This is a genomic window from Streptosporangium sp. NPDC004379 (assembly GCF_042873875.1).
Taxonomy (GTDB): Bacteria; Actinomycetota; Actinomycetes; order Streptosporangiales; family Streptosporangiaceae; genus Streptosporangium.
This window is the reverse complement of record NZ_JBIAMC010000019.1, coordinates 95,889-118,061: the sequence shown is the minus strand read 5'-3', so window position 1 is coordinate 118,061 and position 22,173 is coordinate 95,889. Positions and strand designations below refer to the sequence as shown.

General features: G+C 73.0%; 20 protein-coding genes. 10 read left to right on the top strand and 10 right to left on the bottom strand.

Annotated features, from left to right (window positions below):
* Positions 1 to 14: 14 nt before the first annotated feature.
* Both ACFYSC_RS31495 and ACFYSC_RS31490 read right to left on the bottom strand, forming a co-directional pair.
* Positions 15 to 932 (bottom strand): ClpX C4-type zinc finger protein, encoded by a 918-nt coding sequence (locus tag ACFYSC_RS31495; RefSeq protein ID WP_389968876.1) that lies wholly within the window; start codon positions 930 to 932, stop codon positions 15 to 17.
* An 87-nt stretch (positions 933 to 1,019) separates the two neighbouring features.
* Positions 1,020 to 1,259, bottom strand: a complete 240-nt coding sequence (locus ACFYSC_RS31490) for a hypothetical protein (RefSeq protein WP_389968874.1) — start codon at positions 1,257 to 1,259, stop codon at positions 1,020 to 1,022.
* A gap of 298 nt (positions 1,260 to 1,557) precedes the next feature.
* On the opposite strand from ACFYSC_RS31490, the gene ACFYSC_RS31485 reads away from it, so the two are divergent.
* The gene (locus ACFYSC_RS31485; protein WP_389968872.1) at positions 1,558 to 1,872 is read left to right on the top strand and encodes a response regulator transcription factor; all 315 of its coding nucleotides are present in this window, start codon (positions 1,558 to 1,560) and stop codon (positions 1,870 to 1,872) included.
* Positions 1,873 to 2,025: 153 nt separating this feature from the next.
* On the opposite strand, the gene argG is transcribed toward ACFYSC_RS31485, so the two are convergent.
* On the bottom strand, positions 2,026 to 3,474 hold the full coding sequence (gene argG, locus ACFYSC_RS31480; protein WP_389968870.1) for an argininosuccinate synthase: 1,449 nt from the start codon (positions 3,472 to 3,474) through the stop codon (positions 2,026 to 2,028).
* A gap of 283 nt (positions 3,475 to 3,757) precedes the next feature.
* Between argG and ACFYSC_RS31475 the strand changes: the two genes are divergently transcribed.
* Both ACFYSC_RS31475 and ACFYSC_RS31470 read left to right on the top strand, forming a co-directional pair.
* Complete coding sequence (locus ACFYSC_RS31475; RefSeq protein WP_389968869.1) at positions 3,758 to 3,985, top strand: TetR-like C-terminal domain-containing protein; 228 nt, start codon at positions 3,758 to 3,760, stop codon at positions 3,983 to 3,985.
* Positions 3,986 to 4,090: 105 nt separating this feature from the next.
* Entirely contained in the window at positions 4,091 to 4,939 is an 849-nt protein-coding gene (locus ACFYSC_RS31470; protein WP_389968867.1) for a phosphotransferase, read from the top strand.
* 171 nt (positions 4,940 to 5,110) lie between these two features.
* Here the strand turns inward: ACFYSC_RS31470 and ACFYSC_RS31465 are convergent, their stop codons facing one another.
* Together ACFYSC_RS31465 and ACFYSC_RS31460 are read right to left on the bottom strand one after the other, a co-directional pair.
* The gene (locus tag ACFYSC_RS31465) at positions 5,111 to 5,743 is read right to left on the bottom strand and encodes a response regulator (RefSeq protein WP_389968865.1); all 633 of its coding nucleotides are present in this window, start codon (positions 5,741 to 5,743) and stop codon (positions 5,111 to 5,113) included.
* Positions 5,740 to 6,999 (bottom strand): sensor histidine kinase, encoded by a 1,260-nt coding sequence (locus tag ACFYSC_RS31460; protein ID WP_389968863.1) that lies wholly within the window; start codon positions 6,997 to 6,999, stop codon positions 5,740 to 5,742. Before ACFYSC_RS31460 ends, ACFYSC_RS31465 begins: the two co-directional genes overlap by 4 nt.
* 229 nt (positions 7,000 to 7,228) lie before the next feature.
* Here ACFYSC_RS31460 and ACFYSC_RS31455 point away from each other — a divergent pair, with 229 nt between their 5' ends.
* Together ACFYSC_RS31455 and ACFYSC_RS31450 are read left to right on the top strand one after the other, a co-directional pair.
* Positions 7,229 to 8,311, top strand: a complete 1,083-nt coding sequence (locus tag ACFYSC_RS31455; protein WP_389968861.1) for an FtsX-like permease family protein — start codon at positions 7,229 to 7,231, stop codon at positions 8,309 to 8,311.
* Positions 8,308 to 8,982 carry an ABC transporter ATP-binding protein gene (locus ACFYSC_RS31450; RefSeq protein WP_389968859.1) on the top strand — a complete coding sequence of 225 codons (675 nt, stop codon included), beginning with the start codon at positions 8,308 to 8,310 and terminating at the stop codon, positions 8,980 to 8,982. The genes ACFYSC_RS31455 and ACFYSC_RS31450 overlap by 4 nt, the downstream gene beginning before the upstream one ends.
* A gap of 16 nt (positions 8,983 to 8,998) precedes the next feature.
* Here the strand turns inward: ACFYSC_RS31450 and ACFYSC_RS31445 are convergent, their stop codons facing one another.
* The 3 genes from ACFYSC_RS31445 to ACFYSC_RS31435 form a co-directional block, all read right to left on the bottom strand.
* Positions 8,999 to 10,195, bottom strand: a complete 1,197-nt coding sequence (locus tag ACFYSC_RS31445) for an NAD(P)/FAD-dependent oxidoreductase (RefSeq protein WP_389968857.1) — start codon at positions 10,193 to 10,195, stop codon at positions 8,999 to 9,001.
* Between the two features lie 120 nt (positions 10,196 to 10,315).
* Positions 10,316 to 11,260 carry an RNA polymerase sigma-70 factor gene (locus ACFYSC_RS31440; protein ID WP_389968856.1) on the bottom strand — a complete coding sequence of 315 codons (945 nt, stop codon included), beginning with the start codon at positions 11,258 to 11,260 and terminating at the stop codon, positions 10,316 to 10,318.
* Between the two features lie 49 nt (positions 11,261 to 11,309).
* A complete protein-coding gene (locus ACFYSC_RS31435) occupies positions 11,310 to 12,269 on the bottom strand; it encodes an MBL fold metallo-hydrolase (RefSeq protein ID WP_389968854.1) in 960 nt (319 codons plus the stop codon).
* A 219-nt stretch (positions 12,270 to 12,488) separates the two neighbouring features.
* On the opposite strand from ACFYSC_RS31435, the gene ACFYSC_RS31430 reads away from it, so the two are divergent.
* The 5 genes from ACFYSC_RS31430 (at position 12,489) to ACFYSC_RS31410 (ending at position 19,788) form a co-directional block, all read left to right on the top strand.
* Positions 12,489 to 12,947: a helix-turn-helix transcriptional regulator gene (locus ACFYSC_RS31430; protein ID WP_389968924.1), complete on the top strand. Its 459-nt coding sequence runs from the start codon at positions 12,489 to 12,491 to the stop codon at positions 12,945 to 12,947.
* A 5-nt stretch (positions 12,948 to 12,952) separates the two neighbouring features.
* Complete coding sequence (locus ACFYSC_RS31425) at positions 12,953 to 13,363, top strand: VOC family protein (protein ID WP_389968852.1); 411 nt, start codon at positions 12,953 to 12,955, stop codon at positions 13,361 to 13,363.
* Between the two features lie 135 nt (positions 13,364 to 13,498).
* Positions 13,499 to 15,889: an excinuclease ABC subunit UvrA gene (locus ACFYSC_RS31420; RefSeq protein WP_389968850.1), complete on the top strand. Its 2,391-nt coding sequence runs from the start codon at positions 13,499 to 13,501 to the stop codon at positions 15,887 to 15,889.
* A gap of 205 nt (positions 15,890 to 16,094) precedes the next feature.
* The gene (locus ACFYSC_RS31415; protein ID WP_389968848.1) at positions 16,095 to 18,899 is read left to right on the top strand and encodes an ATP-binding protein; all 2,805 of its coding nucleotides are present in this window, start codon (positions 16,095 to 16,097) and stop codon (positions 18,897 to 18,899) included.
* A gap of 475 nt (positions 18,900 to 19,374) precedes the next feature.
* Entirely contained in the window at positions 19,375 to 19,788 is a 414-nt protein-coding gene (locus ACFYSC_RS31410) for a hypothetical protein (RefSeq protein ID WP_389968846.1), read from the top strand.
* Positions 19,789 to 19,901: 113 nt separating this feature from the next.
* Here the strand turns inward: ACFYSC_RS31410 and ACFYSC_RS31405 are convergent, their stop codons facing one another.
* Positions 19,902 to 21,014 (bottom strand): ABC transporter substrate-binding protein, encoded by a 1,113-nt coding sequence (locus tag ACFYSC_RS31405; RefSeq protein ID WP_389968844.1) that lies wholly within the window; start codon positions 21,012 to 21,014, stop codon positions 19,902 to 19,904.
* Complete coding sequence (gene map / locus ACFYSC_RS31400; protein ID WP_389968842.1) at positions 21,011 to 21,820, bottom strand: type I methionyl aminopeptidase; 810 nt, start codon at positions 21,818 to 21,820, stop codon at positions 21,011 to 21,013. The genes ACFYSC_RS31405 and map overlap by 4 nt, the downstream gene beginning before the upstream one ends.
* Positions 21,821 to 22,173 lie beyond the last annotated feature (353 nt).

The window sequence follows — 22,173 nt, the reverse complement described above, 5'->3', positions numbered from 1 at the left end:
ACGGCGGGGCGGCCTCACTCCTCGCCGGAGAACCTCTCCCAGGCCGACTGCCGGGTCATGCCCAGGGCGGCGCCGATCCTGGCCCAGGTGACGCCGCGGTCGCGCAGCCGGCCCACCCAGACCTGCAGGCTCTCGTCGACCTGGGCGCTCACGGTGGCGACGCGCGGCAGGAACTCGAGGATCTGCTCATCGGTCATGCGGTCCGGCCAGGGGATCTCGGCCTCCTCCGACGGCTCGGCCGGCGTGTCGAGGATGATGTTGCACAGCCCCACGCACTCGTTGCAGATGTAGACGCCGGGACCGGCGACCACCTTGTCCACGTCGCTCTTCGGCTTCGCGCAGAACGAGCAGTGGATCCGCTCGTCGGCCAGGGATGGGGCGGTCATGCGATCCTCCGAGGCAGCTTTTGTCAGGGTTTTCCTGACGGGTGACCGCGACTCTAGCCCGTCAGGTGAATCCTGACAAGCGGCGGCGTCGTCCCGCGACGCGCCCCCGCCCGGGGCCTCCTCGTCCGCGGGGTCGCCGGCGAGCGCCCGGGCGGCCGCCGCCTCGTCACCGCTCCAGCCCCAATGGCCGTCGTCCCCCTGCCGGGACTGCTCGTCGATCCACCGGTTGTGCGCCTCCCAGGCGGCCTGCCTGGTGGTGCCCAGGGCGGCGCCGATCCGGGACCACGGGGCGCCGGCCCGGCGGGCCGACCGTACGGTGAGCTGGCGTCCCTGGGCCGCCTTGCGGGCGATCACCTCGCCGAGCGCGAGCAGCTCCAGCGCCTCCTCGCGTGTCAGGGGCGGCGCGTCCAGGCCGGACGACGCGGCCTCGGGTTCGTCGTCCTCCTCGGGCGGCGGCGCGAGCGCCTCCCGGATGCGCAGCGCGTCGTAACGCGCGACCGCGTTCAGCAGCGTGAACCGGCGTTCAAGGTCCTCAGGAGTGGTCATGTCCCGAGTATTTCGTCAGGCCGCCTTGACATCAAGACAGCCTGACAATCGTGTGCCGCGCCCGCCGTACGGCCCGGCCGGCCGGAGCTAGGGCAGGCGGCGCTGGATGTCGACCAGGATCTCCAGCATCTGGGTCTGGGACGCCTTCACGTCCTGCACCTCCTCGCGCAGCGCCTGGACCTTCGCCCCCATCTCCTTGAGGTTGTTCGCCACTCCGTTGATCCGGACGGTCAGGCTTTCGGCGGCCTCCATCTGGTCGGCCCGGATCTGGATCACCTCGGTCTCCAGCGCGGAGGCGAGCCGCAGTGCGCTGTCCTCGATGCTCACGGTGATCTTCCCTTACCTTGGGGGTAAGGGACCTGGCTGGTATCAGCAGTCAGGTCCCGCTTCTTCGAGGGTAGCCGGGAGCGGCCCCCCGGTCCCTGGCGGCGGCGCCCGGCGGACGCCGCCTTCCGGCCGGATGTATCGCGGCCGATAACGGGACACACATGAGATCTTACCGAAAGTGATCGAAGCGTCACCGGCGAACCCGGGAAATCCCGTCGTTCCGCCATATCGCGTCCCCGCCCCGCCCCGCGACGCCCGGCCGGTGCGCGCAGGGCGTGTCCGGTTTCGTGCCGAAGACATGCGCCCCCGACGAACTGATCCGGGCGGTCCGCGCCGCCCACGCCGGACACGCCTACCTGTCACCGCCCGTGGCCCGTCAGGTCCTCGACACGGCGGTGCCGGGCGACGACGTGCGCCGGCCGCCCTCACCGCGCGCGAAGCCGACATCCTCGCCCCGGTGGCGCAGGGGCTGTCCAGCGCCCAGGTGGCTCGGCGCGTCCACATGACCGAGGCCGGCGTCAAGACCTACGTCAGCCGCATCCTCACCAGACTGGACTGCGCGAACCGGGTGCAGGCGGCCTTGCTGCTGCACGACGCGCCGCTCCCGTCCTGATACGGGGAAACCGCCGGGTCGTCGGTTCTCCGGATGAAGACCCGGCACATGACCCGGTGCGGACGCCTCCCCGTTTGCTCCATCAAGCCGAGGAATCCCCTGATCGTGAAGGCGGCCTCCCGGATCGGGAGACCGCCTTCACGTGGTGGCCGGTCAGTCGGTGCCGGACTCCATCGCGGCCTGGTCGAGCAGCACCTCGTCGGCGGGGGCCTCGCCGCGGGAGGCGATCGCCTCGGCGCCGCCCTCGGACATCGCGCCGATCAGCCCGGTCGAGGCGGCCTGCGCGGCGCCGATCAGCTGCGGGTGGCCGCTGCCGACCATGCCGAGCCGGGCGTACTGCTCCAGCTTGGCGCGGGAGTCGGCGATGTCGAGGTTGCGCATGGTCAGCTGGCCGATGCGGTCGACCGGGCCGAAGGCGGAGTCCGCGGTCCGCTCCATCGACAGCTTGTCCGGGTGGTAGCTGAACGCCGGTCCGGAGGTGTCGAGGATCGAGTAGTCGTCGCCGCGGCGCAGCCGCAGGGTCACCTCGCCGGTGATCGCCGTGCCGACCCAGCGCTGCAGCGACTCCCGCAGCATCAGCGCCTGCGGGTCCAGCCAGCGGCCCTCGTACATCAGCCTGCCCAGCCGCCGGCCCTCGTTGTGGTAGCTGGCGAGGGTGTCCTCGTTGTGGATCGCGTTGACCAGCCGCTCGTAGGCGGCGAACAGCAGCGCCATCCCCGGCGCCTCGTAGACGCCCCGGCTCTTGGCCTCGATGACCCGGTTCTCGATCTGGTCGGACATGCCCATGCCGTGCCGGCCGCCGATGGCGTTGGCCTCCAGCACCAGGTCGACGGAGGAGGCGAACTCCTTGCCGTTGATCGTCACCGGGCGGCCCTGCTCGAAACCGATCGTGACGTCCTCGACGGGGATCTCGACGGACAGGTCCCAGAACCGGACGCCCATGATCGGGTCGACGATCTCGATGCCCGCGTCGAGGTGTTCCAGCGCCTTGGCCTCGTGGGTCGCGCCCCAGATGTTGGCGTCGGTGGAGTACGCCTTCTCGGTGCTGTCGCGGTAGGGCAGGTCGTGGGCGAGCAGCCACTCCGACATCTCCTTGCGGCCGCCGAGCTCGGTGACGAAGTCGGCGTCCAGCCACGGCTTGTAGATCCGCAGGGAAGGGTTGGCCAGCAGGCCGTAGCGGTAGAACCGCTCGATGTCGTTGCCCTTGAAGGTGGAGCCGTCGCCCCAGATCTGCACGCCGTCCTCGAGCATGGCGCGCACCAGCAGGGTGCCGGTGACGGCCCGGCCGAGCGGGGTGGTGTTGAAGTAGACGCGGCCGCCGGAGCGGATGTGGAACGCCCCGCAGGCCAGGGCCGCGAGGCCCTCCTCCACGAGGGCGGCCCGGCAGTCGACCAGCCGGGCGATCTCCGCGCCGTACGCGGTGGCGCGCCCGGGCACCGAGGCGATGTCGGGTTCGTCGTACTGGCCGATCTCAGCGGTGTAGGTGCATGGCACCGCACCCTTCTCGCGCATCCACGCGACCGCAACAGAGGTGTCGAGGCCGCCGGAGAAGGCGATCCCGACCCGTTCACCGACAGGCAGAGAAGTGAGCACCTTGGACACGAGTAGAAGTATATACATAGCACTGCATGACTATGCAAGCGGAGGAGGCGGGCGCGTGTCCGGCGTCCCCGCCGGGGACGTACGCCACGCCCCGGCGCCCCGGCCGGCACGCTCTCCGTCCCGCGGGAAGATCATCCGGGCGCCCTGCGGCTGAGGTGCTCCCAGGCGCGGTACTTCGCCGCCCGGTCCTGGAGGTCCTGCTGCACCATGTCGTAGGACGCGGCGCCGACGATGAGACGACCCCGCCCTGACCGCCCTCTACCTCGAGAAGCTGGCCGGTCCGGTGGACGAGGCCAAGAAGGCCCGGCTGCGCGGTGCGCAGCGCGCCGGGCAGCTCGCCGCCGACGCCGACCCCGACCTGGCGCTCGAACTGCTGTACGCCCCCCTCTACCAGCGCTGGCTGCTGCGTTCCGGCCCGCTCACGGCGCAGTACGCCGACACCCTCGTCGACGCCTTCCTCAAGGCCATGGGGCCGGACACCGACCGCGGCACCGCCGCCCCCCGCGGCTGAACCGCTGCGGAACGGGCCCTCCCGGGCGCCGGAGGCGGGCCCTGCCCCAGGAGGACCGCCGGAGCGGATCTCATGCCGGGGGACTCCGGGAGGACAATGATCCTCATGCATCCCGTCACGTACGCCGAACCGGCCGAGTCCCAGCCCGAGATACCCCTGGTCGGCGGGGACGTCACCGAGGGGGTGGTGCGCGTCGGCGACACGGTCCGACGCCCGGTCGGGCCCAACGCCCCGCTCGTCCACGCGCTGCTGCGCCACCTGGAGGAGGTCGGGTTCGCGGGCGCCCCGCGGTTCCTCGGCATCGACGCGGCCGGGCGCGAGGTGCTGACCTTCGTCCCCGGTGAGGTCGCCGGACGCCCCAGGCCGGAGTGGGTCGCCGACGAGGAGCGGCTGGTCTCCGTCGGGCGCCTGGTGCGCGCCTACGACGAGGCCGTCGCGGGCTTCTCCGTCCCCGAGGGGGTGCGTCCGGGCGCCGGGATCTCGGAGGCGCCGGGCATGCCGCCCGCGCCGCCCTACCCGGCCGAGCTGGTCGGGCACATGGACTACACGCCGGACAACATCGTCTTCCGGGACGGCCGGGCGGCCGCACTGATCGACTTCGACCTGGCCAAACCGGTCGCCCGGGTGGAGGAGCCGCTGAACGCGATGCTGTACTGGGCTCCGCTGGGCGACCCCGCCGACGCCGGCCCGCCGCTGCGCGGGGTGGACGTGCCGCGCCGCTGCCGGATCCTCGCCGACGCCTACGGGATGTCGGAGACCGACCGCTCCCGCCTCGTCGAGGTGGCCGTGCTGCGCGCGCGGCGGTCGTGGTTCTCGATGAAGAGACTCGCCGAGGAACGGGGCGGCGGCTGGGCGAGGATGTGGGACGAAGGTGTCGGCGACCAGATCAAACGCCGGGAGGCCTGGCTGGAACGCAACGGCGCGGCCCTCGAAGCGGCGTTGACCGCGCCCTGACCTCGCCTCCGGCTCCGGCCGGGCGTGGAGGAGCCGGAACGGCTCGGGCGTCGGGCCGGGAGCGGGCAGGCCGGGATCAGACGGATCCGGAAGCCGGCAGGCCGCGGTCAGGCGGGGCAGAGATCAGGACGGGCCAGGTTCGGACAGGGCCGGGTTCAGGCCGGGCCGGGATCAGGCGGGGCGGATGAGGCCGCGCCTGGTGGCCGCGGCCACCGCGGCGGTGCGCGAGTCGACGCCGAGCTTGGCGTAGACGCGCACCAGGTGCGTCTTGACCGTGGTCTCGCTGAGGAACAGCCGCCTGCTGATCTCCCGGTTCGACAGGCCCTCGGCGACCCGGGTGAGCACCTCCAGCTCGCGGGGGCTCAGGGTGGTGTCCGGGGTGCGCATCCGGCCCAGCAGACGGGAGGCGACGCTGGGCGCCAGGGCGCTGCCGCCGGCGGCGGCCGAGCGGATCGCCGCGTGCAGCTCGTGCCGGGGAGCGTCCTTGAGGAGGTAGCCGGTCGCGCCGGCGTCGACGGCGGCCAGGATGTCGGCGTCGGTGTCGAAGGTGGTCAGCACCAGCACGCGTGGACCGCCCGCCGCGACGATGCGGCGGGTGGCCTCGCTGCCGTGCATGCCGGGCCCGAGCCGCAGGTCCATCAGCACCACGTCCGGGGACAGGCGGCGGGCCATCTCGACGGCCTCCTCCCCGGTGGCGGCCTGGCCCGCCAGCTCGAAGTCGTCCTGGCCGGTCAGCATGGCGCACAGCCCGGAGCGGACCACCGGGTGGTCGTCCACCAGCAGGATCCGGATCACCGCCGTCATGGCGCGCTCCCGGACGGCAGCGGCAGTGCCGCCGCGATCGCGGTTCCCTCGCCGGGGACGGACTCCACGGTCAGGGCGCCGCCCAGCGCGGTGACGCGGTCGCGCATCGCGCGCAGACCGAAGCCGGTCCCGCGGCTGGTTCCGCGGCCGGCGCCATCATCACCGGTTCCGTCCTCGCGGGCGCCGTCCTCATGGAAACGGGCGGGCGGGCCGGGGGCGAAGCCGCGGCCGTCGTCGACGACGTCGAGCACGACCGTGTCGTCGAGGTAGGTGAGGGTGACCGCGGCGTGCCGGGCGGCGGCGTGCCGGCTGACGTTGCCGAGAGCGCCCTGGGCGATGCGCAGCAGCACCTGGTCGTAGTCGGCCGGCAGCGGCAGCGGGACGCCCGACACCTCGAAGCGCACCTCGGTGCCGGTGCCGGCCACCGCCGCGTCGCTGATGCGGCGCAGCGCCGCGGTGAGCGAGGAGTGCTGCAGGGCGGGCGGCGCCAGGGCCCGCACGAAGTTGCGCGCCTCCTCCAGGTTGTCCTGGGCGGCGCGTTCGGCCTCGTCGACGCGCGTCCCGGCCAGTTCCGGGTCGCGGGCCAGGTCGGCGCGGGCGGCGCGCAGCAGCAGGATGATGCTGGACATCCCCTGGGCCAGGGTGTCGTGGATCTCCCGGGCCAGGCGTTCCCGTTCGGCCAGGCGGGCGCCTTCGCGTTCGGCCTCGACGAGCCTGTCCCGGGTGCGCACCAGGTCGTCGATCAGCCTGCGCCGCTGCTCGCTCTCGGCGTGCAGGGCCTTGTAGACCAGGCCCATCAGCGTGGCGACGGCCGCGCCGACGACCGGGCCGACCACCTGGGCCCCGGTCAGGCCCCCGGTGTGCCAGCCGGTCGCGGCGACGGCGGCGGCGGTCAGCACGGCCACGCCGGGCAGGGCGACCGGCGGCGGCAGCAGGTGCAGGTGGGCGAAGAACAGCGGGAAGGCCAGCCAGACGTACTGCGGGGCCGCCAGCGCCAGCCCGGCCCAGCCGAGGGTGATCGCCACGAGCCAGATCCGGCCCAGCAGCAGGTGCGCGCGGCCGCCGAAGCGCGGCAGCCGTCCCTCGATGACGATCCCCGCCGCGTACAGCACGCCCAGCGGTACGCCGGCCGCGGCCAGGGGTGCGTGGCCGCGGCGGAGCAGGCCGATCAGCGCGACGGCCAGCAGGGCCGCGAAGGTGCCGTGGACGGTCCACCGCAGCAGCCGCAGCGCCGGAGGAAACGGATAGTTCATCATTTCTCGCTCAGAGTAGGCGAAAAATTCCATCCGTCGCGTCGTCCGAAAGGTGTACCCCGGGTCACCGTACGGGCGATCCCGGGCGGGCCGCGGGCATGACGCGCCGGGCGGGCCGGATCCCGGACGCTGGGAGAAGCCCCGGTGCCCGGCCTTCGGACACCGGGAAGAGCCCGGACTCCGGGCGCCGGGAGAAGCCCGGACCATCGACAACCGACCGGGGGGATGCGCCGTGTTCGTGGCGCTCAGAGACCTGCGTTTCGCCAAGGGGCGGTTCGCCCTCATGGGGACCGTCGTCGTACTCATCACGCTGCTGGTGACCATGCTGTCCGGACTGACCGCCGGCCTGGCCCGCGAGAACGTCTCCGCGATCGAGGACCTGCCGGCCGACCACATCGTCTTCGCCGGCGGCGGCGACCCCTCCTTCGCCGACAGCCGGATCGGCGAGGGCGCCTGGCGCGGCTGGCGGGACCTCGACGGTGTCCGGGCCGAACGCCTGGGCGTGTCCATGGCCCGCCTGACCCGCGGCGACCGGGGCGACCGCGGCGCCGCCGCGGCCGTCTTCGCCGTACAGCCCGGGGGGAGCCTCGCCCCCCGATCACTGCGCCCCGGCACGGTGGTGCTGTCGGAGGCCCTGGCCGGCGAGGGCGACCCGTCCATGGGGGAGGCGGGGGACACGGTGCGGCTGCTCGGGAAGGACCTCACCGTCGCCGGAACCACCGGTCCGGTCTCCTACAGCCACGCCCCGGTCGCCTGGATCGCCATCGAGGACTGGACCGCCGGGGTGCGGGGCCAGACCGGCCCCGACACCGCGGCGACCGTCCTGGCCCTGCGCACCGGCGGCCGGGCCGATCTCGCCGCGGCCGACGCCCGGCTCGGCACCGTCACCGTCCCGCTGGCCGACGCACCGGCCGCGATCGGCTCGTACACCTCGGAGAACGGCTCGCTGCAGTTGATGCGCGGCCTGCTGTTCGCCATCTCCGCCCTGGTCATCGGCGCCTTCTTCACCGTGTGGACCATCCAGCGGCGCGGTGACGTCGCCGTGCTCAAGGCGCTGGGCGCCGGCACCGGTTACCTGCTGCGCGACGCGCTCGCCCAGGCCGTCATCGTGCTGCTGCTCGGCGCCGGTCTCGGCGGCCTGCTCGGCGCCGCCCTCGGCGCGCTGGCCGCGGGCACCGTGCCCTTCGTACTGTCCGCCGCCACCACGGTCGTCCCCGTGGCCGTGATGGTCCTCCTCGGCGCCGCCGGCGCGGCCCTGGCCATCCGCAAGATCACCTCCGTCGACCCGCTGACCGCCCTGGGAGCCTCCCGATGACCCTCAAGCTCACCGACGTCGTCCTGACCTACCCCGACGGCGACCGTGTCCTCACCGCCCTGGACCACGTCGACCTGGCGGTCGCACCCGGCGAGTTCACCGCGGTCGTCGGCCCGTCCGGTTCGGGGAAGTCCAGCCTGCTGGCCGTCGCCGCCACGCTCATCCGTCCCGCCTCCGGCACCGTGTCGGTGGCCGGGACGGACGTCACCGACGCCGGCCAGGCCGCCAGGACCCGGATCCGCCGCGACCACGTCGGGATCGTCTTCCAGCAGCCCAACCTGCTTCCAGCGCTGACCGCGCTCGACCAGCTCCTGGTCATGGCCCACCTCACGGGCGCCAGGCCCGCCGCCGCGGTCCCGCGGGCCCGCGAGCTCCTGCACGCCGTCGGCCTGGACGGCAAGGAGGGCAGGCGGCCCCACCAGCTGTCCGGCGGCGAGCGTCAGCGGGTCAACATCGCCCGCGCCCTGATGAACACCCCCGGCGTCCTGCTGGTGGACGAGCCCACCAGCGCCCTCGACCACCAGCGCGGCGAGCGGATCGTCACCCTGCTGGCCGGGCTCACCAGGGACAACGGCCTGGCGACCGTGATGGTCACCCACGACGCCTCGGCCCTGTCCCTGGTCGACACCGTCCTGACCATGACCGACGGCAGGCTCACCGGCGGCCGGTGACCGCGCCGGCGCCGGTCTACGCCGTGGCCTTGGCGGCCTCGCCCGCCGCGGTCCGCCCCCGCGTGACGGGGCGGCGCCGGCCCGGCAGCCCGAACGTCGGGTTGGCGACCGCCCAGGCGGCCCCCTTGCAGACCAGCTCCTTGTAGACGGCGGCGAGCCGTCCGGTCAGCGCCGCCCGCACGGCGCGGTCGTCGGCGGTGACGTACTGGATCAGGCCGTCCCCGCGGCCCAGCGAGATGCACTGGTTGAAGTAGCGGATCGGCACGTCCGGGAGCTTCCCGCCGGTCAGGCGCGCCGCGATCGCGTCGGCGGCCTGCAACGCGGCCGGAGCGCCCGAGGCGCACGACATCCGCAACGGCTTGTCCCCCGGGCCCATCGCCATGGCCGCGTCGCCGACGGCGTACACGTCCGGGTGCGAGACCGAGCGCATGGTCGCGTCGACCGCGATCTGACCGGTGCCGGTGACCTCCAGGGTGGTGGCCTTCGCGATCGGGTGGACCGCGAAGCCGGTGGTCCACACGGTGACCGCGGCCGGGATGGTCCCGCCGCCGGCGGTGACGACGCGGCCGGCCTCGACGCGGGCGACGTCGGTGTGCTCGTGCACGGTGATCCCGAGCCTGCCGAAGACCTTCCGCAGGTGCTCGCGCCCCTTGGGGGAGAGCCAGTCGCCGAGGCCGTCGCGGGCGGCGAGGGCCACCTCGAGGTCCGGGCGGGCCTCCGCGATCTCGGTGGCGGCCTCCAGGCCGGTGAGGCCGCCGCCGACGACGAGCACGGTCCGCCCGGCGGCGAGACGGGCCAGGCGCTCGCGCAGCCGGAGCGCCCCGGGACGGCCGGCGATCTCGTGGGCGTGCTCGGCGACCCCGGGGACGCCCTGGGCGTTCCAGGCGCTGCCGAGGGCGTAGACGAGCGTGTCGTAGGCGAGTTCGGCGGCGCCGTCGGTGCCGGTGACGGAGACGGTCCGGCGGTCGGCGTCGACGCCGGTGACCTTCGCGATCCTCAGCTCGACGCCGGTGCCCGCGAACATCTCGCCGAGCGGCCTGGGGGTGAGGTCCTGGCCGGCCGCCAGCTGGTGCATGCGGACGCGTTCCACGAAGTCGGGCTCGGCGTTGACGAGGGTGATGGCGACGTCCTCGCGGCGCAGCCGCCTGGCGAGGCGGCCGGCGGCGATGGCTCCGCTGTATCCGGCTCCGAGGACGAGGATGCGGTGCTGCATTTCCTTCTCCTGTCGTGTACGGCTTCCGCCGGCGTACGGTTTCGCCCCTTGAACCGGGCGGCCCGCCGTTTCCTGACAGGGACGCGGTGTGAAGCACCTCACACCGCGTTCAGCGGCGGATCAGAAGACGTGGAACAGGGGCTCTCCGTGGTCGGCGGCCGCCCAGCGCGCGGTCGCGCGTTCGAGCTTGTCGGGGTTGACCTGGTTGCGGACCGCGACGACGCCCCCGGCGGTGACCTCCAGGCACATGACGCCGACGACCCGGCCGTCCACGACGGCCACGGCGGCGGGCTCGCCGTTGGCGGTCCAGGCGTAGACCCCGGGCGAGCCGCCGGCCAGGGCGCGCTTGGCCCCGCCGGGTTTGAACAGGCCCCGCAGGAACCTCGCGACCGCGGTGACGCCCTCGAACGCTCCGGCGCGGGCCGGGATCTTGCCGCCGCCGTCGCCGATCGCGATGACGTCCCCGGTGAGCAGGCGCACGAGCGGCTCGGTCCGGCCGCTGGCGGCGGCCGCGAGGAACTCCTCGACGATCCGCCGGGTGGCGGCCTCGTCGATCTCGGTGCGGGCCCTGCCGTCGGCGACGTGCTTCTTGGCGCGGTGGAGGATCTGCTGGCTGGCGGCCTCGGTGACGCCGAGGATCTCGGCGATCTCCCGGTGCGGGTAGCCGAACGCCTCCCGCAGCACGTACACCGCCCGCTCGGCGGGGGAGAGGCGCTCCATGAGGACGAGGACCGCGTAGGAGACCGACTCGCGCTGCTCGGCGGTCTCGGCCGGGCCGAGCATCGGGTCCCCGTCGAGCAGAGGCTCGGGCAGCCACTGGCCCACGTAGGTCTCGCGGCGCGCCCGCGCTGAGGAGAGCTGGTTGAGGCACAGGTTGGTGAGGACCTTCGTCAGCCACGCCTCGGGGACCTCGACGCGGTCGACGTCGGCGGCCTGCCAGCGCAGGAACGTCTCCTGCACGACGTCCTCGGCCTCCGCGGCGGAGCCGAGGAGGCGGTAGGCGATGGCCTCCAGGCGCGGCCTGGACGCCTCGAACCGGTCGACGTCGTTCGCGGTCAGGGGCATGACCCGATCCTAGAGCGGTCGCGCGCGGACCGGACTCGGTCGGGGCGGCTCAGGCGCGCCCGGTCTCCCGGTCGGTGGCGATGCGGCCGCGGAGCATCTCCTCCATCACGTCCATGAACCGCTGCGCCCTGGAACGGCCGATGACGAACGGGTTCTCCGGGCCCGCGGACCCGGCGCGGAGCCGCTCCATGCGCACCAGGCCCTGGTCGCAGGCCCCGTGGTTGTTCAGCTCGACGTCCACTCCCGCTCGCCTCATGTGGGAGGCGAACCTCCGCACCGAGGACAGCAGGGCACGCTTTCCCGTCGTGTCTGCGGGAGGGTTGGTCCCGCCCCACAGCATCGCGGTGTGCCGCCTCCCCCTCCACCGCACGGGGAAGATCGCCGAGACGGTCCCGGGGGTGTGGCCGGGGGTGCGGTGGAACACCACCGTCGTGCCGCCGAGGGTCAGCCGCTGTCCGTCGGAGATGTCCAGGTAACTCCCGTGGGCGGGGGAGGATGCGGCGGCGATCTTCCAGTCGGCCCGGTTCATCATGACCCTGGCCCCGTACCGTTCGGCGAGGTGGCGGGCGCCGCCGAAATGGTCGTCGTGGCCGTGGGCGGCCACCACGTACCGGATCTCCGCCGGGTCCACGCCCACCGCGCGCAGCCCGGGGACGAGGACCTTCTCGGCCTCCTCCGGCGACCCGAGCGCGTCGATCAGGATCACGCCTTCGGACGTCAGGATCGCCGTGACCGAGACGAAGCCGGTCGTCACCACCGCCACGTCGTCGAAGATCCTGAGCGGTTCGACGGGGTCCGGGGACGGCGGCACGGCGCCCGGGGAGAGCGCTCTGACGATGTTCCGCAGGATCGGGTCGTCACCCGCCAGCCTGGCCGCGCGGTCGTAGTGGGACCGCGCGCTCTCCGGCGCGGCGGCGGACGCCCGGGCCTCCTGGCCCGCCAGCGGCACGATGGCCGTGGCGGCCAGCACGGCGCGGCGGGACAGGCCGGAAGGAGGTTCGAAGGACATTCGGTGGCACCTGCTCTCACTCTCCCCGCGGTCGTACGGGACCATCGGGGCCGGACGTCGGCGCCGTCCAGCAGACCAGGGCCGATCTTGGGATGTCCAATATCGATCTTGCCCGCGCATCGATAGGGGAGCCGATATCGATGCAGGCCGGACGGTACGCGCGTGTCCTTCCCGGCCCCCGCGACGGCTCCCGCCGTACTGTCGGTGGCGGGCCGTACGATTTCCGGTGTGACCGGCAGATCCTCCGCGGCGCAGCGACTGCGCGACCTCGCGCGGCTGCGGCGCGTCCGCGACCGGATCGACCGGGAGTACGCGCAGCCGCTGGACGTCGAGGCGCTCGCCCGCGGCGCGAGCATGTCGGCCGGGCACCTCAGCCGCGAGTTCAAGCTCGCCTACGGCGAGTCCCCGTACAGTTACCTGATGACGCGGCGCATCGAGCGCGCCATGACGCTGCTGCGCCGCGGCGACCTCAGCGTCACCGAGGTCTGCTTCGCCGTCGGCTGCTCCTCGCTCGGCACCTTCAGCACCCGCTTCACCGAACTGGTCGGCATCTCGCCCGGCGCCTACCGCCGCCACGCGGCGGACGCGACCGCGGGGATGCCGTCATGCGTGGCCAAACAGGTGACCAGACCGGTCAGGAATCGAGAAGTGCCGGTCGCGGAGCCGCGGATAGGGTGACCGGCATGGACATCGCCATCCACACGGTCTTCCTGCCGCACGACGATCCGGACGCCTCCCTGGCCTTCTACCGTGACGTCCTCGGCTTCGAGGTCCGCGACGACGTCGGCTACGGCGGGATGCGCTGGATCACGGTCGTTCCCCCCGGGCGGCCCGGCACGTCCATCGTCCTGTACCCGCCGGCCGCCGACCCCGGCGTCACCGCGGACGAGCGCCGCGTCATCGCCGAGATGATGGCCAAGGGCACCTACGCCACCATCGTCCTGTCCACCGAGGACCTCGACGGAGTCTTCGAGCGGCTCCGGGCCGGTGACGCCGAGGTCGTCCAGGAGCCGGCCGAGCAGCCGTACGGTGTCCGCGACTGCGCCTTCCGCGACCCCGCGGGCAACCTGGTCCGCATCAACGAGACGCGCTGAACGCCCGGCCGGGAAGCCGCGCGCCACCGGAAGGAGACCGGAAATGTCGCCCGCACCTGGTTGGATCATCCAGGGCGACGCCGGCGCAGGCCGAAGGCGGGCCCGACCATCCCCCGCAACGAACGGAGACACCGCATGGCCCCGAGGACGAACCCGCAGTCGCCCTCGTCGCACCTCGCCGACAGCCACGACCTGATCCGCGTCCAGGGCGCACGGGAGAACAACCTCAAGGACGTCAGCGTCGAGATCCCCAAGCGCAGGCTCACGGTGTTCACCGGCGTCTCCGGCTCGGGCAAGAGCTCGCTGGTGTTCGGCACGATCGCCGCAGAGTCGCAGCGGCTGATCAACGAGACCTACAGCGCCTTCGTGCAGGGCTTCATGCCGACGCTGGCGCGGCCGGAGGTCGACGTGCTGGAGGGGCTGACCACGGCGATCATCGTCGACCAGGAGCGGATGGGCGCCAACTCCCGCTCCACCGTCGGCACCGCCACCGACGCCAACGCGATGCTGCGGATCCTCTTCAGCCGGCTCGGCGAGCCGAGCGCCGGGCCGTCGTTCCACTACAGCTTCAACGAGCCCGCCGGAGCCTGCCCCCGCTGTGAGGGCATGGGCAGGATCAACGACATCGACCTGACCCAGCTCTACGACGACGGCAAGTCGCTCAACGAGGGCGCGCTCACGATCCCCGGCTACAGCATGGACGGCTGGTACGGCCGCATCTTCGCCGGCTGCGGCTTCTTCGACCCCGACAAGCCGATCCGCGAGTTCACCGAGACCGAGCTCCACGACCTGCTCCACCGGGAACCGACCAAGATCAAGGTCGAGGGCATCAACCTGACCTACGAGGGTCTGATCCCGCGTATCCGCAAGTCGTTCCTGTCCAAGGACAAGGAGGCGCTGCAGCCGCACATCCGGGCGTTCGTGGAGCGGGCGGTCACCTTCACCGCCTGCCCCGAGTGCGGCGGCAGCCGGCTCAACGAGGCCGCCCGCTCCTCACGGATCAAGGGCGTCAACATCGCCGACGCCTGCGCGATGCAGATCAGCGACCTGGCCGGATGGATCCGCGGCCTCGACGCGCCGTCGGTGGCGCCGCTGCTGGCCACGTTGCAGCAGACCCTCGACTCGTTCGTGGAGATCGGGCTGGGCTACCTCTCGCTCGACCGGCCGTCGGGCACCCTGTCGGGCGGCGAGGCGCAGCGCACCAAGATGATCCGCCACCTCGGCTCCTCCCTCACCGACGTCACCTACGTCTTCGACGAGCCCACCACGGGCCTGCACCCCCACGACATCCAGCGGATGAACGACCTGCTGCTGCGGCTGCGCGACAAGGGCAACACGGTGCTCGTCGTGGAGCACAAGCCGGAGACGATCGCGATCGCCGACCACGTCGTCGACCTCGGCCCCGGCGCCGGTACGGCGGGCGGCGCCGTCTGCTTCGAGGGCACCGTCGAGGGGCTGCGGGCCGGCGGCACCCTCACCGGCCGCCACTTCGACGACCGGGCCGCCCTCAAGGAGACGGTGCGGACGCCGACCGGGAAGCTGGAGATCCGCGGCGCGACGGCGCACAACCTGCGGGACGTCGACGTCGACGTCCCGCTCGGGGTGCTCGTCGTCGTCACGGGCGTCGCCGGCTCCGGCAAGAGCTCGCTCGTGCACGGGTCGATCCCGGCCGGCGCGGGCGTCGTGTCGGTCGACCAGAGCGCGATCCGCGGGTCGCGGCGGAGCAACCCGGCGACCTACACCGGGCTGCTCGACCCGATCCGCAAGGCGTTCGCGAAGGCCAACGGTGTGAAGCCGGCGTTGTTCAGCGCCAACTCCGAGGGCGCCTGCCCCAACTGCAACGGCGCCGGCGTCATCTACACCGACCTGGCGATGATGGCCGGCGTCGCCACCGTCTGCGAGGAGTGCGGGGGAAAGCGTTTCCAGGCGTCGGTGCTGGAGTACCGCTTCGGCGGCCGTGACATCAGCGAGGTGCTCGCGATGCCGGTGACCGAGGCCGAGGAGTTCTTCCGCGCCGGCGAGGCGCGCACGCCGGCCGCGCACGCCATCCTCGCCCGGCTCGCCGACGTCGGGCTCGGCTACCTCAGCCTCGGCCAGCCGCTCACCACCCTGTCCGGCGGCGAGCGGCAGCGGCTCAAGCTGGCCACCCACATGGCCGAGAAGGGCGGCGTGAGTTCGCCGACTGCGTCGGCTTCGACACACTCAATCGGCTCGGGAGCACGAGCAAGCTCGCGCTCCTCTCGCCTCAATCGCGTGTACGTCCTCGACGAGCCGACCACCGGCCTGCACCTCGCCGACGTCGAGCAGCTGCTCGGCCTGCTGGACCGGCTCGTCGACTCCGGCAAGTCGGTCATCGTCATCGAGCACCACCAGGCGGTCATGGCGCACGCCGACTGGATCATCGACCTCGGTCCCGGCGCCGGCCACGACGGCGGCCGGATCGTCTTCGAGGGCACGCCCGCCGACCTCGTCGCCGCCCGCTCCACCCTCACCGGCGAGCACCTCGCGGCCTACGTCGGCGCCTGACCGGAGCCGCCGGGGCCACCAGAGTCGCCGGGGCCGCCGGGCCCGTGGAGGCCCTGGGGCCCGTTTCCGGAGGTTCCGCGGCGGAGATCCGTACCGTGCCCGCCGGTGTGACCCACCGCCTCCCCGGAGGCGCCGGGTCGCACCGGACGGGCGGGCGGTCCGGTTCCCCGCCGACCCTCTGACGGGGGTGCGGCAAACTATGACGGTGGTTGCAGGAGCGGACATCTCACCTCGGGAGGCCGAGGTGCTGGAACTGGTCGGGGCCCATCTCAGCAACGCCGAGATCGGGGCACGGCTGTACATCTCAGTGCGCACCGTGGAAAGCCATGTCTCCTCGCTGCTGCGCAAGCTGGAGGCTCCGGATCGGCGCGCGCTCGCCCGGCGCGCACCCGAGCCGTCCGGCGCCGGCCCGTCCCACCCGGCACCGGTTCTGCCGACCTCGCTGACCTCGTTCGTCGGCCGGGAGAGCGAGCGGGCCGAACTGACCGAGCTGATCAAGGCGCACCGGCAGGTGACCGCGACCGGTCCCGGCGGCGTGGGCAAGACCCGGCTCGCGCTGGCGGTGGCCGCGGAAGCGGCCGGCGAGTACGCCGACGGGGTGTGGTTCGTCGACCTGGTCCCGGTCACCGACCCGGGAATGATCGCCACCGCGGTCGCCGGGGCGCTCGGCCTCGGAGAGCAGCCCGGCCGCGACATGACCGCATCCGTGGTCGGTGCGCTGGCCGACCGTCAGGCGCTGCTGGTGCTGGACAACTGCGAGCACGTGGTGGACGGGGTGGCGCTGTTCCTCGGGCGGCTGCTGGCGGCGTGCCCCCGGGTGACGGTGCTGGCGACCAGCCGGGCCCGGCTGATGGTGCCGTTCGAACGGGTGTATCCGGTCCCGCCGCTGTCGCTGGCCGCCGACGGAGGGTCGGACGCGGTCGCGTTGTTCATGGAGCGGGCGGCGGCGGCCGGCCGGCCGGCGGATCTCCTGCGGCGCGATCGGATCGCCTCCGTCTGCGAGCGGCTCGACGGGATGGCGCTGGCGATCGAGCTGGCCGCCGCCCGGTATCCCACGCTCGGGCTGGACGGCATCACCGCCGCGCTGTCCCATCCGCTGCGGATGCTCACCGGCGGTTCCCGCGCCGACGAACGGCACCGTTCGGTACGGGCGGCGCTGGACTGGAGCCATGCCCTGCTGGAGCCGGCCGACCGGGCGCTGCTGCGCCGGGTGTCGGTGTTCGCGGCGTCGTTCACCGCCGCCGCGGCGGCGGAGGTGACCGGGGCGGAGGAGGGCATGGTCGCCGACGTCCTGGCCCGGCTCGCCGAACAGAGCCTGCTGGTGGTGACGGCCACTCCGGACGGTACGGAGTACCGGGCGCTGGAGACCATCCGCCAGTACGGCACGGAGCGGCTCGCCGAGGCGGGCGAGCTGGCCGGCGCCCGGTCCCGGCACCTCCGCTGGTGCCTGGAGCGGGCCGCCGGCCTGGCAGTGGCAGGACCGGACTGGCGGGCCCGGTTCGACCTGGTGGCGGACGACCTCCGCGCGGCCCTGGTGTGGGCGGCCGACCGGCCGGAGCGGAGCGCGGACGCCTGCGAACTCGCCCGGCACCTGGCGGAACTGTCCTTCACCCGCAACCTGGTCGGGGAGTCGCAGCGGCACTTCGAGCAGGCGGCCGAGCTCGCGACCGACCCCGCCGTCACCGCGTCGATGCTCCGGCAGGCCGCGGCCGTGGCCGGCTGCCGGACGGCCGGGGATGACATGTACCGCCTTCATCTCGCGGCCGCGGACGCCGCCCGCAGGTCCGGCGACTCGGTCGGCGCCGCCGCCGACCTGGCGACCGCCGCCACCGTCGCGTTCCGGTTCTCGACCACGTTCGTGCGCCTCCCGTCCGGGGAGGAGGCGCTCGAGCTGGTCGCCGAGGCGCGGGAGCGGGCCGGCGACGACCCGGTCGCACAGGCCGCGGTCGCCCTGGCCGAGGCCGCGGTGCTCGCCGACGCGTTCGGCGCCGCCCAGGGCCCGCCCGGCAACGCCGTACCGGAGACGACGGCGTACGCCGAGCGGGCGGTCGAGCTCGCCCGCCGGACCGGTGACCCGCTCGCGGAGTCGGCCGCGCTCGACGCGCTCACCGGCGCTCAGAGCTGGGCCGGTGACACGTTCGCCACCGCGGCCACGGCCCGGCGCCGGATCACGATCCTGTCGTCCATGCCGATCTCACCGGCCGGAACCCACGAACTGATCGACGCGCTCGGCATAGCCACCGAGGCCGCCCTCGGCGCGGGGGATGTGCGGGACGCCAGCCGATGGGCACGCCGGCTGGCCGGCCATCCGTCACTGGCGGAGGTCGGTCACCGCGCCACATGCCGGCTGCTGATGGTCGACGCGCTGGTGGGCGACGTCGACGAGGTGCTCACCGGCGGCGTCCGGTTCCTCGACGCGTGGCAGCGGGCGGGCAGCCCGTCCCGGTCGCTTCTCCGCCCGGCGGCGGCCGCTGTCGCGATGATCCACGATCTCCGTGACGACCACGCCGCCCGACGCGAATGGCGAGAAGTCCTGGATCGGCTCGGCGCGACGCCGGAGCACACCTTCGGCTACGGTGCGGTCTTCGACTCGATGGTCCTCCTGCACCGCGGGCGGGCGTCGGAGGCTCTGCTGCGGATGGCCCCCGAGCCTGAGCAGGTGTGGAAGTGGGTCACCTGGATCTGGCACCACTGGTATGTCGCGCTGCGTGCCGAGGCCGCCGTGCTCGCCGGGAGTCCCGGCGCGTGCGACCGCCTGGCCGAGGCCCGGACCATCGTGGCCGGCAACCCGGTCGCCGGTGCCATCGTCGAGCGGGCACGGGCGCTGTTCGACGACGACCGGGAGCGGTTGCTCGCCACGGTGGACGCGTTCGACGCCGCCGGCTGCCGCTACCAGTCCGCACGGACGCTGGTGCTCGCCGGCGGCGACCACGCCGCCCGCGGCGCGGCCGTACTGGCCGGCCTCGGCTTCGCCCCGATGGCCCCGCCCGTCCGCCCGGCAGCGCCATGAGGCCCACGCTGCGGCATCACCACAGGTCACAGCCATATCCGACCGAAACTTCGTGAGTGCCACCGAAAACCCTTCAGGCTCCTCCCGCAGCCCGGCCACCGGGGATCCGGCTCCGTTGACCCAAGGTCGTCCGTCCCTTTTCGCGCAGGACCAAAAGGCATTGCGGCCGGGATTCGGCTGGGGAAGCATTACCGCCACGGGCCGATGGGACGTCGTCTCATCCGTCTCACGAAGGACGGCGCACTGTCGACCCCCTGCCGGGCGCAATCATCTCTCAACGGCTCAGAAAGGGTGGTGACAGCCATCCGGCCCATGAGCGATTTATCTGCAGATAGCGGAAAGATCGGTCACCCCCGGCTGTCACCGACACCCGGACAGCACGATGCTCACGTTCTGTACTCCTGTGCTTGAGCACGCGTGCCGGCTTCCCCGAACCGTCCGGCACTCCACCCATTCCCTTGTGAAGGAGACCGTCATGCCCATCGCCGTCTCAGCCCAGCGCAAGCCGATACGGAAGACCAGGAACGTTCTGGCCGCGGCTCTGGCCGCGGGCGCGGTAGCGATGATCTTCTCTCCCCAGCCCGCGTCCGCGGACGGGGTGGTCCGGACCTACTGCGAGAGCGGCCGTGCGTGCGCCATCGACACGGGCCCATCCCCGGACAAGGTCTGGAACGCCCTTTGGTGCGGGTTCCACAACATGGGAGATGAGGGCTTCAACGACAAGACCGATAGATACCAGACGAGCGGCAACAGGATCCAGTTCGGTAACTACAAGGGGTCTGGCGACACCCACACCACGTCCAGCTTCGTCTGGGATTCGATTCTTCCCGCGAACAGCAGTGGATCCGTCCCTGCGAACAAGTACGACGCCATGTGGGTGTACTGCTGATCAGCGGGCCCGGGTGACGCCGAGCGGAGAGAGGCCACTCGTCGTCCGGGCCCGCTGACCAGCGCGGACGCCCTACTTTGCGTCTGGCGACACCGATCCGGGCGCCGGGCCTCTCAGCCGGTGTGAAGGACCCGGAAGTGATCCGGTCTCGCCGGGTCCCGATCGACGACCTGGATCGGCGCCCAGGCCCACTGCCGGACGCCGATGCCCGGCACGCGGGAGAACCGGATCGGCCCGCGGGTGCCTTCGACCTCGACGCGCGGCCAGGCTCCGGCGATGCGCGCCCGGTCCGTTCCGTGGGACCGCAGCACGTCGGCGAGGACGGCGACCGTGTCGTACCCCTCGAAGGCGACGAAGGAGGGCGCTTCGGCCAGCCGTTCACGCAGGGCCGCCTCGACCCGTGCGCCGAGCGGCCCGAGGCGCTCGGGCAGGTAGCGCAGGAACGGGATCGCGGCGCCCTCGCCGCCCAGCGCCGTCGCCCATCCGGCGAACTCCGGCTGCCCGGCCGGAGCGCCGATCATGACCTCGGCGAGGCGCCGGTCACGGCGGACGGCCCTGACGATCGGCATCGCCGGCTCCGGGTGGCCCACCAGCAGGAGGAGGGCCGTCGCACCGTCGGCGGCGAGTCGGTCGCACACCTCCGCGGGGGTGAGCGCGCTCACGTCGAGTTCGGCGACGGCGCCGCCGTGGGGAGCGAGGTGGTCCCGCAGGATGCGGGTCCCGGAGGCCCAGTAGACGCTCGGCTGGGTCGCCACGGCGATCCGGCGGTGGCCCGCGCCGAGGAGGAAGTCCGCGTAGACCCGCCAGCCGCGCGACTGCGCCGGGGCGAGGCGCGCGACCCGTTCCGTCGGCTGTTCGGTGAGCGCGTCGAGAACCGCCGACGAGCAGAGGAACGGCAGGCCGAGGGCGTCGGCCCTGGCCGCGGCGGCGCGGGCGACGACGCTGTGGTACTCGCCCGCCAGGACGGCCACGCCCAGGCGGGCCAGCTCGTCCACGGCCTCCGCGGCCCTCTGCGGATCGGCCGCGGTGTCCCGGACCACCAGGTCGAGGGGCCTTCCGGCGATCCCGCCGGCGTCGTTGACCTCGTGGACGGCCAGTTCCAGTCCGGCGAGCAGATGCCGGCCCGCCTCGACCCAGCCGGGCCGGGTCAGCGGCACGAGGACGCCGATCCGTACGGATGACTCGTCGGTCCGCTTCGCTCCGGGCGATGACGGTCGCGGGTTCATGCGGCGTCCTCTCCCGTGTGACGGTTCCGCCGGCTCTGCGCCGGCAGGGTGAGGATCTCGGCTCCGTCGTCGGTGATGGCGATCGTGTGCTCGCTGTGGGCCGTCCGGCAGCCCGTCGCGCTCCGGAGCGTCCACCCGTCGGCGTCGGTGACGAGTTCGGCGGTGTCGGCCATGACCCACGGCTCCAGCGCGAGCAGCAGCCCGGGACGCAGCGTGTATCCGCGGCCGGGCCGTCCGGTGTTCGGGACGTGCGGGTCCTGGTGCATCGTCGATCCGATGCCGTGGCCGCCGAACTCGGTGTTGATCGGATATCCCGCCTCGCGGAGGACGGTGCCGATGGCGTGGGAGATGTCGCCGATGCGGGCCCCGGGCCCGGCGGCGGCGATCCCCGCGGCCAGCGCGCGTTCGGTCGCATTGATCATCGCGACGCTCTCCGGGGGCCGCGTGTCGCCCACGATGAAGCTGATGGCGGCGTCCGCGGCGACTCCGCCCCTGGAGACGGCGAGGTCGAGGCTCAGCAGATCGCCGTCGGCGAGCGTGTAGTCGTACGGTCGTCCGTGGAGCACGGCGTCGTTGACGGCCGTGCAGATGTGGTGGCCGAACGGGCCGCGCCCGAAGGACGGCGCGTAGTCGACGTAACAGGACAGCGCCCCCGCCTCGACGATCATGTCCTTGGTCCACCGGTCGATGTCCATGAGGTTCGTGCCCACCGCGCTGCGGCTCTTCAGCGTCTGCAGGATGTCGGCGACCAGGGCGCCCGTGTCCTTCGCGCGGGCCAGCAGGATGGGGCTCAGGATCTCGATCATGCGGCGTCCTTCTCACGTAACCAATAGCTATACCGGCCATACTATACCGGTATAAGAATCGGAGGCATGTCCGGGCCGCCGTCCGCTCCCGCGGAGGCCGAGCCCGGACGACGTCCCGGCGTCTCCCGCGCCGGACCGCGCCGGACCGCGCCGGACCGTGGGGGACCGCTCGACGCCCGGCGCCGCGCGTGTCCCGCCGGAAGGCCGCCGGTCGCGGGTCGCGGGCACCCGCGAGCCCTTGCGCTCCGTTCCGCGCCTGGCGGTCGGGGGCGGGAATTCATGCCATTTTTCTCCTCTTGTTTGAGGGCTATTGTTTCGCCATCTTACGGATCCACTGTCCGGATATTTCGTGA

Bases quoted from the DNA above. Each gene is read 5' to 3' on its own strand.
- ACFYSC_RS31495 (WP_389968876.1), bottom strand. From the start codon at position 932: ATGACCACTCCTGAGGACCTTGAACGCCGGTTCACGCTGCTGAACGCG.
- ACFYSC_RS31485 (WP_389968872.1), top strand. From the start codon at position 1,558: ATGCGCCCCCGACGAACTGATCCGGGCGGTCCGCGCCGCCCACGCCGG.
- ACFYSC_RS31470 (WP_389968867.1), top strand. From the start codon at position 4,091: ATGCATCCCGTCACGTACGCCGAACCGGCCGAGTCCCAGCCCGAGATA.
- ACFYSC_RS31465 (WP_389968865.1), bottom strand. From the start codon at position 5,743: ATGACGGCGGTGATCCGGATCCTGCTGGTGGACGACCACCCGGTGGTC.
- ACFYSC_RS31460 (WP_389968863.1), bottom strand. From the start codon at position 6,999: ATGATGAACTATCCGTTTCCTCCGGCGCTGCGGCTGCTGCGGTGGACC.
- ACFYSC_RS31450 (WP_389968859.1), top strand. From the start codon at position 8,308: ATGACCCTCAAGCTCACCGACGTCGTCCTGACCTACCCCGACGGCGAC.
- ACFYSC_RS31445 (WP_389968857.1), bottom strand. From the start codon at position 10,195: ATGCAGCACCGCATCCTCGTCCTCGGAGCCGGATACAGCGGAGCCATC.
- ACFYSC_RS31440 (WP_389968856.1), bottom strand. From the start codon at position 11,260: ATGCCCCTGACCGCGAACGACGTCGACCGGTTCGAGGCGTCCAGGCCG.
- ACFYSC_RS31435 (WP_389968854.1), bottom strand. From the start codon at position 12,269: ATGTCCTTCGAACCTCCTTCCGGCCTGTCCCGCCGCGCCGTGCTGGCC.
- ACFYSC_RS31425 (WP_389968852.1), top strand. From the start codon at position 12,953: ATGGACATCGCCATCCACACGGTCTTCCTGCCGCACGACGATCCGGAC.
- ACFYSC_RS31420 (WP_389968850.1), top strand. From the start codon at position 13,499: ATGGCCCCGAGGACGAACCCGCAGTCGCCCTCGTCGCACCTCGCCGAC.
- ACFYSC_RS31410 (WP_389968846.1), top strand. From the start codon at position 19,375: ATGCCCATCGCCGTCTCAGCCCAGCGCAAGCCGATACGGAAGACCAGG.
- ACFYSC_RS31405 (WP_389968844.1), bottom strand. From the start codon at position 21,014: ATGAACCCGCGACCGTCATCGCCCGGAGCGAAGCGGACCGACGAGTCA.
- map (WP_389968842.1), bottom strand. From the start codon at position 21,820: ATGATCGAGATCCTGAGCCCCATCCTGCTGGCCCGCGCGAAGGACACG.